At 62.5% G+C, this 13,224-nt stretch carries 14 protein-coding genes; 4 read left to right on the top strand and 10 right to left on the bottom strand.

From position 1 onward, the window contains the following. Nucleotides 1-9: 9 nt before the first annotated feature. Nucleotides 10-219 carry a SlyX family protein gene (locus DKW65_RS00250; protein ID WP_111655363.1) on the bottom strand — a complete coding sequence of 70 codons (210 nt, stop codon included), beginning with the start codon at nt 217-219 and terminating at the stop codon, nt 10-12. A 295-nt stretch (nt 220-514) separates the two neighbouring features. Between DKW65_RS00250 and DKW65_RS00245 the strand changes: the two genes are divergently transcribed. Beyond that, nucleotides 515-1,078, top strand: coding sequence for a TMEM165/GDT1 family protein (locus DKW65_RS00245; RefSeq protein WP_111655362.1), 564 nt, complete (start codon nt 515-517; stop codon nt 1,076-1,078). A gap of 2 nt (nt 1,079-1,080) precedes the next feature. Here the strand turns inward: DKW65_RS00245 and arsH are convergent, their stop codons facing one another. The 9 genes from arsH to DKW65_RS00200 all read right to left on the bottom strand — a co-directional run bounded on the left by arsH (nt 1,081) and on the right by DKW65_RS00200 (nt 10,671). Then, the gene (gene arsH, locus DKW65_RS00240; protein ID WP_111655361.1) at nt 1,081-1,797 is read right to left on the bottom strand and encodes an arsenical resistance protein ArsH; all 717 of its coding nucleotides are present in this window, start codon (nt 1,795-1,797) and stop codon (nt 1,081-1,083) included. Further along, on the bottom strand, nt 1,790-2,860 hold the full coding sequence (arsB, locus tag DKW65_RS00235) for an ACR3 family arsenite efflux transporter (protein WP_111655360.1): 1,071 nt from the start codon (nt 2,858-2,860) through the stop codon (nt 1,790-1,792). The genes arsH and arsB overlap by 8 nt, the downstream gene beginning before the upstream one ends. Further along, complete coding sequence (locus DKW65_RS00230) at nt 2,860-3,348, bottom strand: arsenate reductase ArsC (protein WP_111655359.1); 489 nt, start codon at nt 3,346-3,348, stop codon at nt 2,860-2,862. Before DKW65_RS00230 ends, arsB begins: the two co-directional genes overlap by 1 nt. A gap of 9 nt (nt 3,349-3,357) precedes the next feature. Then, nucleotides 3,358-3,711 (bottom strand): metalloregulator ArsR/SmtB family transcription factor, encoded by a 354-nt coding sequence (locus tag DKW65_RS00225; RefSeq protein ID WP_111655358.1) that lies wholly within the window; start codon nt 3,709-3,711, stop codon nt 3,358-3,360. A 150-nt stretch (nt 3,712-3,861) separates the two neighbouring features. Beyond that, on the bottom strand, nt 3,862-4,581 hold the full coding sequence (phoU, locus tag DKW65_RS00220) for a phosphate signaling complex protein PhoU (RefSeq protein ID WP_111655357.1): 720 nt from the start codon (nt 4,579-4,581) through the stop codon (nt 3,862-3,864). A 25-nt stretch (nt 4,582-4,606) separates the two neighbouring features. Further along, the gene (pstB, locus tag DKW65_RS00215) at nt 4,607-5,446 is read right to left on the bottom strand and encodes a phosphate ABC transporter ATP-binding protein PstB (protein ID WP_111657453.1); all 840 of its coding nucleotides are present in this window, start codon (nt 5,444-5,446) and stop codon (nt 4,607-4,609) included. A 59-nt stretch (nt 5,447-5,505) separates the two neighbouring features. Then, the gene (pstA, locus tag DKW65_RS00210) at nt 5,506-7,182 is read right to left on the bottom strand and encodes a phosphate ABC transporter permease PstA (protein WP_111655356.1); all 1,677 of its coding nucleotides are present in this window, start codon (nt 7,180-7,182) and stop codon (nt 5,506-5,508) included. A gap of 12 nt (nt 7,183-7,194) precedes the next feature. Then, nucleotides 7,195-9,489 (bottom strand): ABC transporter permease subunit, encoded by a 2,295-nt coding sequence (locus tag DKW65_RS00205; protein ID WP_111655355.1) that lies wholly within the window; start codon nt 9,487-9,489, stop codon nt 7,195-7,197. 210 nt (nt 9,490-9,699) lie between these two features. Beyond that, nucleotides 9,700-10,671 carry a PstS family phosphate ABC transporter substrate-binding protein gene (locus DKW65_RS00200; RefSeq protein ID WP_111655354.1) on the bottom strand — a complete coding sequence of 324 codons (972 nt, stop codon included), beginning with the start codon at nt 10,669-10,671 and terminating at the stop codon, nt 9,700-9,702. 183 nt (nt 10,672-10,854) lie between these two features. Here DKW65_RS00200 and DKW65_RS00195 point away from each other — a divergent pair, with 183 nt between their 5' ends. Genes DKW65_RS00195 through DKW65_RS00185 form a run of 3 tightly spaced genes read left to right on the top strand, consistent with a single transcriptional unit; the run spans nt 10,855 to nt 13,206 of the window. Further along, on the top strand, nt 10,855-11,397 hold the full coding sequence (locus tag DKW65_RS00195; protein WP_245932353.1) for a TRAP transporter small permease subunit: 543 nt from the start codon (nt 10,855-10,857) through the stop codon (nt 11,395-11,397). Continuing rightward, a complete protein-coding gene (locus tag DKW65_RS00190; RefSeq protein WP_111655353.1) occupies nt 11,397-12,773 on the top strand; it encodes a TRAP transporter large permease in 1,377 nt (458 codons plus the stop codon). Before DKW65_RS00195 ends, DKW65_RS00190 begins: the two co-directional genes overlap by 1 nt. 34 nt (nt 12,774-12,807) lie before the next feature. Beyond that, nucleotides 12,808-13,206, top strand: a complete 399-nt coding sequence (locus DKW65_RS00185) for an acyl-CoA thioesterase (RefSeq protein ID WP_111655352.1) — start codon at nt 12,808-12,810, stop codon at nt 13,204-13,206. Nucleotides 13,207-13,224 lie beyond the last annotated feature (18 nt).

Genomic DNA, 13,224 nt, shown 5'->3' with positions numbered 1-13,224 from the left:
TGAGTGTGCTCAGTAGTGCGGTGGAATCTCGTCTTCCGGCCGCTGCAATGTCTTGACCACATCGGACATAGTGTTCAGATGCTCGATCAGGCTGCGGCAGGCTTTTTCCAGTTGGTCGATCTGTTGTTGCTGGCGTGCCACCACGCCATTGAGCGCCTGCACCAGATCTTCCTGGTAGGCGAGTTTGGTTTCGATATCCACCAGACGGTCATCGTCCATGGGCAGGCCTCCCGTTGCCTGATCGGTCAGAAGTCAGTCAGCGCCATTATGCCTGAGCAAGGGTTGGCCTGCGGCATGGTTTGCCGGTATATTGCGATCCGTTCCGGGGGAGTAGTCGCTGCCTCGATCGTATTGCAGAGAGCCGTCAACATACTTGCCCCACAGGGCATGGCGTCTCTACCCCGTCGGCCACGGCCGCCGGGACTGACAAGACCCGGGACACAGGCACCGCTCCGGCGGGACGGGGGCCTGTGTCCCGTGTCTCTCGTACAGTCCCGCCTCTGGATAGATCATCATGCTGGCCGAAGCCTTTGTCATCTCTACCGCGCTGATTGCTATCGGTGAAATCGGCGACAAGACACAACTCCTCTCGTTCGCCCTGGCCCAGCGCTATCGCGCACCCTGGCTGATTCTGGCCGGCATCCTGCTGGCCACCTTGCTGAACCACGGCCTGTCGGTCTGGCTGGGCGCCGCATTGGCCGGGCTGTTACCCACACAGGTGCTGATCTGGCTGCTGGGTGGCAGCTTCATTCTGCTGGGCCTGTGGATGCTTATCCCGGACAAGGACGAGGAGGTCGGCAACGGTCGCCGCTGGGGCGCCTTTACCGCCGCCTTTGTGCTGTTCTTTCTGGCGGAGATTGGCGACAAGACCCAGGTGGCCACCATCGCCCTGGCGGCACGCTTCCCCGAGGACTACTGGGCCGTGCTCAGCGGCTCCACCCTGGGCATGGTGGCCGCCAATGTGCCGGTGATCTGGCTTGGCGCCCGCCTGACCAGCCCGCGCATCGAAACCTGGGCCCACCGCATCAGCGCCGCCCTGTTCATCCTGTTCGGGGTGCTGACGCTAACGGGGTTGTGACCTCAAAGCGCTCGCTGGTTGACGCGGGCCATCAGTTGTTCGGCGCTTTCCTTGCGCTCGGAGTAGCGGTCAGTGAAATAATCCACGCGGTCGCGCGTCAGCAGGGTGAACTTCATCAGCTCCTCCATGACATCCACGATGCGATCGTAGAAGGGGGACGGCTTCATGCGATCGTTGGCGTCGAACTCCAGATACGCCTTGGGGACCGACGACTGGTTCGGAATCGTCAGCATGCGCATCCAGCGCCCCAGCACGCGCAGCTGATTCACCGCGTTGAACGATTGCGAGCCACCACACACCTGCATCACCGCCAGGGTCTTGCCCTGGGTCGGGCGCACGGCACCCAGCGACAATGGAATCCAGTCGATCTGCGCCTTCATGATGCCGGTCATGGCGCCATGGCGTTCCGGCGAGCACCAGACCATGCCTTCGCTCCAGCTCACCATCTCGCGCAGCTCGGCCACTTTCGGGTGGCTGGCGTCTTCGCTGTCCGGCAATGGCAGACCGGACGGATCGAAGAGGCGCGTCTCAGCCCCCATGGTCTCCAGCAAACGCGCGGCTTCTTCCGTCACCAGGCGACTGAAAGACCGTTGCCGCAACGAGCCGTAGAGCAACAGGATGCGCGGCTTGTGTTGGCCGGGCGCGGCCGCGAAAACCTGTTCGTTATCCGGCAGCCGGAAGCTGTCACTCGCCAGATTGGGCAACTCTGCATTACTCATGCTCTCTTACTCCTTCAACGACACCCTTGCCGGATACCGACGGCGCGCCGTCGAACCAGTGACGGGTGCGGTTGGCAAACGCCACCAGGGTGAGCATGACCGGCACTTCCACCAGCACGCCCACTACGGTCGCCAGCGCGGCGCCGCTGTGCAGACCAAACAGGGAGATCGCCACAGCGACCGCCATCTCGAAAAAATTGGACGTGCCGATCAGCCCCGCCGGCGCCGCCACATTGTGCGGCAGCTTGAGCGCCCTGGCGCCGCCATAGGCGATAATGAACACGCCATAGCTCTGTATCAGCAGCGGCACAGCAATCAGCAGAATAACGAAGGGGTCACTGACAATGGTCGGTGCCTGCAAGCCAAACAACAGCACCACGGTGCCGACCAGCCCCATGATGGACAGCGGCTTTACCCGGGACAGGAACAGGTTGACGCCGTTGACACCTCCCCGTTGGGTGAGCAGGCGGCGCGTATAGACACCGGCAATCAACGGCAGCACCACATACAGGCCCACCGAGAGCAGCAGGGTTTCCCAGGGCACCGTGATGTCGGTCATGCCCAGCAGCAACGCCGCCAGCGGCGCAAACGCAAAGATCATGATGATGTCGTTGATCGACACCTGCACCAAGGTGTAATTCGGATCACCCTTGGTGAGCTGGCTCCAGACAAACACCATGGCGGTACAGGGGGCAACGCCCAGCAGGATCATGCCCGCGATATATTCCGTGGCGGAAGCCGGATCAACCAGATCGGCAAACAGCACACGGAAGAACAGCCAGCCCAGAGCGGCCATGGTGAAGGGCTTGATCAGCCAGTTCACCACCAGCGTCAGCCAGATGCCCTGAGGGCGTTTGCGGATATCCTTGATGGCGGTGAAATCCACTTGCACCATCATCGGGTAGATCATCGCCCAGATCAGCACCGCCACGACCAGGTTGACGTGGGCGTATTCGATCCCCGCCACGGCAGAAAATACGCCGGGCATCGCCAGCCCGAGACTGATGCCGACCAGAATGCCCAGCCCGACCCAGACGCTCAGAAAACGTTCGAAAACACCCATCAGTCGCACCGCCGTTGAATATCATCCAGCTCATGCGCCAGTTGTTCGGTGGTCATCTCATCCAGGGGCAACGACAGCAGGCGGCTGATGCGGCAATGCATCTGCTGGTAGGTCAACTCGAAAGCGCGATCAATCACCGCCTGTTCGCCCTCGACATGGGCCGGGTCCGGCACACCCCAGTGGGCCTTCAGGGTCTGGCCCAGCCAGATCGGGCAGCTCTCACCCGCAGCGTTGTCGCACACGGTGATGACCAGATCGAAATCCTGACCCTCGAAAGCGTCCCAGGAATCCGAGGTCGGATGGGCCATGGGCACGTCATGACGTGCCAACACGGCCAGCGCATTGGCATTCACCTTGCCGGTGGGCTGGCTGCCCGCGCTGAGCGCCTGAATCCGGCCCTCGCCCAGGTGATTGGCCAGGCCTTCGGCAATGATCGAGCGACAGGAATTGCCGGTGCACAGAAACAGAATACGCAGGGGTAACGGCATGACGCCTCCTCAGGCGGTGGTGACGACGGGGCAGCAGCCCTCGGCGCGGGTCATCAGGTCGGTATTCGCCTCGGCAGCAGCCCGGCACAGCTCGTCGAGCACCCGCGCCGCCCAGCCGGGCAGGCCCGGGTTGAGGCGGTAGTGCACCCACTGCCCGGCCCGACGGTCGCTGACCAGGCCACACTGACGCAGCTGGGCCAGATGCCGGGATACGGTGGACTGCGGCAAGGCCAGCGCGCTGACCAGATCACAGACACACAGCTCGCCAAACCGGTGCAACAGCAACATGGCGCGCAGGCGCGTGTCGTCGCCGAGGCATTTGCACAGCATGGCCGGGGTGAGTGACAGGGCTGTGGCGGGCATGGCGGTTCCTGCGGGTCGGGCATGACATCCATATATTCGGATAAGCGGATATATATGTCAAACCCGGGGGGAAGTGAAGCAGATCCAGGCGGGTGGGGCCGGGCTTCGCTCAGCCCAGCCCCACCTACGCGAGAACAGGTCGCGGTCGGGCTATTTGCCGTTGCGGACCTGTTCCTGCATTTTCTCGCTGCTGATGTGGCGCACATCCTTGCCCTGTACCAGGTACACCACCTGCTCACAGATATTGCGGGCGTGGTCGCCGATACGCTCCAGCGAACGCAGTGTCCACATGACGTTCAGCACGCGGGTAATGGAGCGCGGGTCTTCCATCATGAAGGTCACCAGCGAACGCATGGCGCTGCGGTATTCCAGATCCACCGTGTCGTCTTCGGCAGCCACTTCCACGGCCTTGTCCACATCGAAGCGGGCAAAGGCATCCAGCGCGTCGTGCAGCATACGGCGCACATGGTTGCCGATATGGCGTGCTTCCACGTAACCGCGCGGCGACTCACCCTCTTCTGCCAGCTGGATCGCCAGACGGGCGATCTTGGCCGACTCATCACCAATGCGTTCCAGATCGGCCACCGCCTTGGAAATGGCCACGATCATGCGCAGGTCGGAGGCCGCAGGCTGACGCAGCACGATGATCCGCGAGCATTCCTCGTCGATCATCATCTCCAGCTTGTTGATGCGGTCCTCCACCAGCAGGACGTTTTCGGCCAGACCGGAGTCGCCCTTGAGCAAGGCATCCAGAGAATCGGCCGCCTGCTTTTCCACCAGCCCGCCCATCTCCATGAGGTGATTGCGCACGGTGGACAGGTCCTTGTTGAAGGCCTGGGAAATATGATGCTGATAAGTATCCTTGTCCATGATCCGCTCTCTCTGTCAGGCCGGCTCAGCCGTAACGGCCGGTAATGTAGTCTTCGGTCCGCTTTTTCGACGGGTTCGTGAACAGCGAATCGGTGTCGCTGTACTCCACCAGTTCCCCCATGTACATGAAGGCAGTGTAATCGGACACCCGCGCTGCCTGCTGCATGTTGTGGGTCACGATAACGATGGTGTACTGCTCTTTCAGTTCGTTGATCAGCTCTTCGATCTTCAGTGTCGAAATCGGGTCCAGCGCCGAGGCGGGCTCGTCCAGCAGGATCACTTCCGGCTCGATGGCAATGGCCCGGGCGATCACCAGACGCTGTTGCTGACCACCGGAAAGACCGAAGGCGTTGTCGTCCAGTCGATCCTTGACCTCTTCCCACAGGGCGGCACCGCGCAGGGACTTCTCCACCACTTCATCCAGAATGCGCTTCGACTTCACCCCTTGCAGGCGCAGACCATAGGCGACGTTTTCATAGATGGTTTTCGGGAAAGGATTCGGCTTCTGGAACACCATGCCGATAGAGCGGCGCAGTTCCGCCACATCCACACCCCGGGCATAAATATCCCGATCGTCCATCAGTATCTTGCCTTCAATGCGGCAGATGTCCACCAGATCGTTCATGCGGTTGAAGCAACGCAGCAGCGTCGACTTGCCACAACCGGACGGCCCGATAAACGCCGTCACCTTCTTCTCGGGAATCTGCAGATTGATATCCTTGAGCGCCTGATCCTTTGCATAGAAAAGATTCAGATGCTGGACATCCAGCTTGATGGTCTCGTTGGCCAGGCTCAGGTGCGGCGCATCGCTCTTGCGCAGCTCGCCGGCGTTGAAACCGTGGGTAATATGCTCGCGTGAGGTCATGGCCTTGTTCCCGTTCTGTTCGCTGTTTTCGTCTGACATATCAATTCTCCCCGGCAACCTTAGTCCGACTCGGCGCGGTATTTTTCGCGCAGGCGGTTACGGATACTGATTGCCGTCAGGTTCAGCACCACAATGATCCCCACCAGCACCAGTGCGGTGGCATATACCAGCGGACGGGCCGCCTCGGCGTTCGGGCTCTGGAAGCCCACATCATAGATGTGAAAGCCCAGATGCATGATCTTGCGATCCAGATGAATGAAGGGGAAGTAGCTGTCGATCGGCAGTGTTGGCGCCAGCTTCACCACACCCACCAGCATCAGGGGCGCCACTTCGCCGGCAGCGCGCGCAATCGCCAGAATCATGCCGGTCATCATGGCGGGTGTGGCCAGCGGTACGACCACGCGCCACAGGGTCTCTGCCTTGGTGGCACCCAGGGCCAGCGAGCCCTGGCGAATGGTGCTGGGAATGCGTGACAGCCCTTCTTCGGTGGACACAATCACCACCGGCAGGGTCAGCAAGGCCAGGGTCAGCGACGCCCACATCAGGCCGGGCGTACCGAAGGTCGGTGACGGCAATGATTCCGGATAGAACACCTGGTCGATGCTGCCCCCGATGGTGTAGACGAAGAAGCCCAGACCGAACACCCCGTACACAATCGACGGCACGCCTGCCAGGTTGTAGACCGAGATACGAATGGCCTTGAGCACCGGCCCCTGCCGGGCATACTCGCGCAGATAGATTGCCGCCAGCACACCGAAAGGCGTCACCACCAGGCTCATCAGGAACACCATGGTCACGGTACCGAAGATGGCCGGGAAGATGCCCCCTTCCGTGTTCGCCTCGCGCGGATCACCGCTCATGAATTCCCAGAAGCGATCCACGTAATTGGCCACCTTGCCGAACAGCGACAACTGGTTGGGCTGCGTGGCCCGCACGATGTCACGCAAGCTGATCAGCACTTCCTGCCCATCTCCGGTGCGCGCCACCAGGGTGTCACGACTTGCTTCGGCGATCAGCCGGTCCAGGCGGTCCTGGACCACCGCATATTCGTCGTCCAGTCCCTGACGGCCGCTTTCCAGCTCCGCAATGCGTCTGGCCTGCTCCTCTTCCGAGAGCCGTTCGTTCAGCTGCACACGACGGATGCCAAGACGGATCTGCTCCATACGGTGGTTGATATCACCGATTTCCACCCGCTCGATATGCCGGATCTCATCGCGGATGGACAGGGCACGACGCATACGTTCGCGCAGCGCGGGGATCACGTCGGCGCCTTCCGCCACAACCTGACCTGCCTCGCGGATAGCCACGGGCACGCCATAGAAGTTGCCCCACTCGCGCCGCTCCAGCACGATGGCGTCTTTCGGTCGGGTCATCTCGCCCATGGCGGGTTGCAGATACCACATGAAATCGCGACTGGTGACGTCGCGGTTACCGCGTTTGATCAGATACCGGGTTACCAGATCATCCGGCTGCGCCAGATCCGGGCGGCCGGAATCAATCACGATCGTGCCCGCCAGCGTCTGGCTGCGCACCACTTCACCCATCACGACTTCCCGGGTGCCGTCACGCTGTGTGTACTCGAACTGAACGATTTCAGCGGGCCAGAAATGCGACAGGCCACGGATGGCAATCAGCCCCAGCAGACCGGCCACCATCACGATGCTCAGCGCCACGGCCCCGCCATTCAGCCAGATCCAGGGGGTACCGCTCTTGAACCAGGATTGCTTGGTGCTCATAAGGGCCCCCGATTACAGATTGCTGTAGCGTGCGCGCAAGCGCTGGCGCACGATTTCAGCAATGGTGTTGACGATAAAGGTCATGGTCAGTAGCACCAGCGCCGCCAGGAACAACACGCGGAAGTGCGTGCTGCCCACTGCGGTTTCCGGCAGTTCCACCGCCACGTTGGCGGACAGGGTGCGCATGCCTTCGAAGATGTTGAAGTTGACGACCGGGCTGTTGCCGGTGGCCATCACCACAATCATGGTTTCTCCCACCGCACGACCGAAGCCGATCATCACCGCCGAGAAGATGCCCGGGCTGGCTGTGGGCAACACCACACCCATTACCGTCTGCCACGCCGTGGCACCGAGGGCCAGTGACCCTTGCGTCAGATGCCGGGGCACGTTGAACACCGCGTCTTCGGCAATCGAGAAGATCGTCGGGATCACCGCAAAGCCCATGGCGATACCCACCACCAGGGCGTTGCGCTGGTCGTAGGTAATACCCTGGTCCGTAAACCACTGGCGCATCGAACCATCGAAGAACCAGAGCTGGATATAGGGGCTGCTGGCGACGCAGATCCAGCCGATGACCAGCACCACCGGGACCAGCGTGGCCGCTTCCCAGCCCGGCGGAATGTAGTTCTTGTAGTGTTGCGGCAGGCGGAACCAGACATAGCCCGCCAGCAGCATGCCCAGGGGCAACCCGAACAGCATGGTGAACACCACGGGCAGGTTGTCTTCAACAAACGGCGCCAGCCACAGGCCGGCCAGAAAACCGAGAATCACCGTGGGCAGGGCTTCCATGATTTCGATGGTCGGCTTGACCACCCCGCGCATGCGCGGGGTCATGAAGTAGGCCGAGTAGATGGCCCCCATGACCGCCACCGGCATGGCAATCAGCATGGCGAAGAAGGCCGCCTTGAGAGTGCCGACGGTCAGCGGCACCAGGCTCATCTTCGGTTCGAATTCATCCGACGCCGAGGAGGCCTGCCAGACGTATTCCGGCTCACCGCGACCTTCGTACCAGACGCGCTGCCACATGGCGCGGAACGACACTTGCGGATGTCGATTTTCTACAAGATGCGGATGCACCCCACCGCTGGTATCCGTGACCAGCATACGACCATTGATGGGTGAGATGGCGATGGCCGAGATGGGCCCATCCAGCACCCGCTCGCGCAACAGGGTGCGGCTTGAGGTAGCAAAGTGAATGCCGAGCGTGCCGTCTTTCGCGCCACTGAGAAAGCCCTTGCGCGTGTATTCGGAATCGATGGCCGTTACCGGGCTTCTATGGCCCACGAAATCACGGATACGGCTCAGCGCATACGCGTTGTTCTCATCCCGGATCAGGAACCATTGCGACAGGGAACCGTCCGATCCGCCCACGATCAGGGAGACCGTACCGGCCAGAAACGAAATGGCCGTGATGCCCCCTTCCCGCACCGCGCGCACCCGTTGCACCATGCTCGGCGAATTGATCGTGGAGATGTCGTAGTAGGCGAGGTAACCGGTCGGATCAGCAATGAAGACATTGCGCTGGCTACCGTCCACAAGAATGCGGCTGATCTCGCCAGGATAGGCCGGCATTTCAGCCCGGCTGGCCGTAACCTGCACGTCTCCGGAGAAGATGTTGCGCTGCGTGCGGTAGGCATTCACCAGCAGGCGGCCATCGGCCGTCTGTGCTACGGCAACGGTGCCGCGCCGCCCTTCCTGCACCGCCACATGAATCAACGCTTCGCCCAGGTCATCCACCACGATCGGCGCCTCACCGAGCGGATAAGTCAGTTTCGGCACCGTGACCCGCGTCCCTTCCGGGTAGGTCAGCTCATACTCGACTTTGGCGACCACGATCTCACCGGTATCCAGACCGAACGCCAGCAAACCGTCACGCTTCTCCCCCTGGCCGAAGCTGGTGACTGTCGCGCCGTCAGGAATCGGCACCTGGAACGCCGAATGAAAACCACCGGCATCCGCGTCGAAGAAGATCACCCGACCGTCGCGGGTCACCTGCATGCCGATTTCCTGGTAGCGGTCCAGCGTCAGGTGCACGGTTTCCGCGTGCGGCCCCCCTTCCGGCAGGCTGTAACCGATCTGGGCCTCAATGGACGCGGGCCGCAGCAGCGGCGCCACTTCACTGAACAGGTAGACGAAGATGAGGGCCAGCGCACCCACCACGCCCAGCCCGGCCATTGAAATCCCGAAAGCGGAGAGTTTGTCGTTGATCGCCCGGCGGCGGCGCTGTTTCTTGCGCGCCTCGGCGTCCGGCAACAGGTGGCGAAAGCCACTGGAGGCCGGTGCACTGGCGTTGGAAGAATCCGTCATAAGTAGGGTCCGGCAAGCTGAATCCGAGCCCCGGAGACTAGACCTCTTAAATGACAGCAATGTGACAAACGATCTGGAGGTGAAAAAGGGGTCCGTATTGTCGGACAGGCGGGGCACTGCCTATGGCAGGGTCTGTCACGGAAAGGCCCCATAGAAAAAGGCGCCGGACCCACCGGCGCCTTCCCAGCCTTCTCTTTTCAGATCAGGACCTTACAGACCCAGCGCCTTGCGGTGCTTGGCGGCTTCGGCTTCCGGCAGCGGCACGTAGCCGTCACGGACCACCACTTCCTGACCTTCCTTCGAGAGCACCAGCCTGATGAACTCGCGGGTGATCGGGTCCAGCTCACCATTCGGCGCCTTGTTCACGTACACGTACAGGAAGCGGGCCAGCGGGTAGTCACCGGTGGCGGCGTTTTCTGCGGTGGTGTCAGCGAACGGCATGCCTGCTTCACGCGCCAGCGGCACGGTGCGCACGCCAGAGGTGATGTAGCCGATGCCGGAGTAACCGATACCGTTGAGAGATTCGGCCACGCCCTGCACTACCGCAGAGGAACCCGGCTGCTCGTTCACGCTGGCCTTGAAGTCACCGTCACACAGGGCGTTCTGGCGGAAGTAACCGTAGGTACCGGATACCGCGTTACGGCTGTAGACCGTGAAGTCACGGTTGGCCCAGGCGCCGGTCAGACCCAGCTGGCCCCAGCGGGTGATGTCTTCGCTGTAACCACAGCGACGGGTGGAGGAGAACACCGCATCCACCTGCGCCAGCGTCATGCCTTCAATCGGGTTGTCCTTGTTCACATACACGGCCACCATGTCGATGGCCACCGGTACGGCGTAAGGCTTGTAGCCGTGACGGTTTTCGAAGGACTGGATTTCCGAGTCACGCATGGCGCGGCTCATCGGCGCCAGGTTGGCGGTCCCTTCGGTGATGGCCGGCGGTGCCGTGGAAGAACCGGCGCCCTGCACCTGCACACGCACGTTCGGGTAGAACTTGTTGAATTCCTCGGCCCACAGGGTCATGAGGTTGTTCAGGGTGTCGGAACCGATGCTGTTCACGTTACCGGAAACACCGCCCACGCGCTGGTACGCCGGCAGTTTCGGGTCGACATCCGCAACGGCGAAGCCGCTGAAGGTGGTGGTAATGGCTACCGCGGCTGCGGTGAACGCGTTACGCAGTTTCATACTGTTCTCCAGGTTTCCCCAATTTGTCAGGTTCGCAGTCTTCCTGCGCCTGAAGCGGGACTATAGGGGCCCATTGTGACTATTCCATGACATCGGCGGCGATTTAATGAGCAGCCTGCTGCGGCTATACTGCGCGGCCCGGCCAACGGGGAAACAGCCAGACAGGCAGGCGGGAGATCGAATGTGACGGGGTGGCAGAATACAGCACAGCACCTGCTGCGCGGCTGCGAGGCCTGCAGCCTGGTGGTGGGTCGCCTGGTGAGTTGGCTGGCGCTGGCCGTGGTACTGGTGATGATGACCAGCGTGGTGCTGCGCTACGGCTTTGGCATCGGCAGCATCGCCCTGCAGGAGTCCGTTCTGTATCTGCACGCCACCCTGTTCGTGCTGGGCGCAGGCTACACCCTGGCCCGCAACGACCATGTCCGTGTCGACATCTTCTACCAGCGCATGAGCAGCCTGGCCCGCGCCCGGATCGACCTGCTCGGCAGCCTGCTGCTGTTGCTGCCGCTGGCCATCACCCTGTTCGTCATGAGTCTGGATTATGTGCAGGTCAGCTGGACCCGCCGCGAAGGCTCGGCGGAAGCCGGGGGCCTGCCCTATCTCTATCTGTTCAAGAGCCTGCTGCTGGTGCTGCCCGTGGTGCTGTGCATACAGGGCCTTGCGGAAGCACTGCGCGCCCTGCTGACCCTGACCGGCGGCGAACCGCCCGCGCGAGGCGATCACTGATGGAATGGATCGCCCTGCTGCTGTTTGTCAGTGTCTGCCTGGTACTGATGGCCGGGTACCCGGTGGCGTTCACCCTGGGCGGCGTCGCGCTGCTGTTCGCCTTTGCCGGCATCCTGCTCGGCGTCTTCGACGCCAGCGAACTGGGCCTGTTGCCCAATCGCCTGTTCGGCATCCTGAGCAACAGCACACTGATCGCCGTGCCGCTGTTCGTGTTCATGGGCATGATGCTGGAGAAGTCACGCATCGCGGAGCACCTGTTGCGCACGCTGGCGCGGCTGTTTGGCCCACTGCCCGGCGGCCTGGCCATTGCTGTGGTGGCGGTGGGCGCCCTGCTGGCCGCCAGCACCGGCATCGTCGGCGCCACCGTCGTCACCCTGGGGCTGCTGGCGCTGCCCACCATGGTGCGCCAGGGCTACCGGCCGGACATGGCCAGCGGCCTGATCTGCGCCACCGGCACACTGGGCCAGATGATCCCGCCGTCCATCGCCCTGGTGCTGCTGGGCGACGTGCTCAGCACCGCCTATCAACAGGCCCAGCTGCGACAGGGGCTGTGGTCGTTCGATACGGTTTCCATCGGCGACCTGTTTGCCGGCGCCATCGTGCCCGGCCTGCTGCTGGTGCTGCTTTATACAGGCTGGATACTGTTTACCGCCTTGCGCCACCCGGAGCGCGCCCCGGCGGTGCAGCGCGGCACTGCCGAGGGCGAGCCGCCACTGGCCCGCGCCCTGCTCACCAGCCTGCTGCCGCCACTGCTGCTGATGGTCGCCGTGCTCGGCAGCATTCTGGCGGGCAAGGCCACCCCCACTGAAGCCGCCGCCGTGGGGGCGCTGGGGGCGCTGCTGCTGGCCCTGCTGCGCGGCGAACTGACGCTGGCGCGCCTGCGCGATGTGATGCGCGGCACCACCCGGGTCACCAGCATGGTGTTCATGATCCTGATCGGCGCCTCCATCTTTACCCTGGTGTTCCACGGCTACGGTGGCGGCGACGCCGTGGAGCGACTGCTCGGCAGCCTGCCGGGCGGCGCGTTCGGGGCCATGCTGGCCGTGATGCTGCTGATCTTTCTGCTCGGTTTCATCCTCGATTTCATCGAGATCACCTTTGTGGTGGTGCCGATTGTGGCGCCCGTGCTGTTGATGATGGGGCTGGACCCGGTCTGGCTGGGCATCATGATCGCCCTGAACCTGCAAACCTCGTTTCTGACACCGCCGTTCGGGTTTGCCCTCTTCTACCTGCGCGGGGTGGCGCCCGAGAGCGTGCCCACCAGCGCAATCTATCGCGGCGTGATACCCTTTATCGGTATCCAGTTGTTGCTGCTGATCCTGCTCGCCCTGTGGCCGCCTCTTGCCACCTGGCTGCCGGGGCTGCTCTACAATTAATGGTGACAGCACTTCACAACGGACCATGACGACCATGACAGACGAACGCGACGACGATCCGCAACCCACTGGCGAACTGGCCATCCAGACCATCGCCATGCCTCAGGATGCCAACTGGAACGGCGATATTTTCGGCGGCTGGCTGGTCTCGCAGATGGACCTTGCCGGTGCTGTCTGCGCGCGCAAGGCGGCACGCGGTCGCATTGCCACCGTGGCCATCGATTCCATGGCCTTCCTGCGCCCGGTGCCCATCGGCGCCGTCGTCAGCTGCTACACCGACCTGCTGGATGTCGGCCGCAGCTCCATGCGTATCCGCGTGGAAGTCTGGATTCGCAGCATGGGTGAGGTCGCCAAGGTCACCGAAGGCCTGTTTACCTTCGTCGCCATTGATGAGAATGGACGTACGCGCACCGTACAACGCGAAGACAGCTGACACGGGGCTGCCGCTGAC

The sequence above is a fragment of the Isoalcanivorax indicus genome, assembly GCF_003259185.1.
Classification (GTDB): Bacteria; Pseudomonadota; Gammaproteobacteria; order Pseudomonadales; family Alcanivoracaceae; genus Isoalcanivorax; species Isoalcanivorax indicus.
Note: the sequence above shows the minus strand (reverse complement) of the source record. Positions and strands in the feature narration are given on the sequence as shown.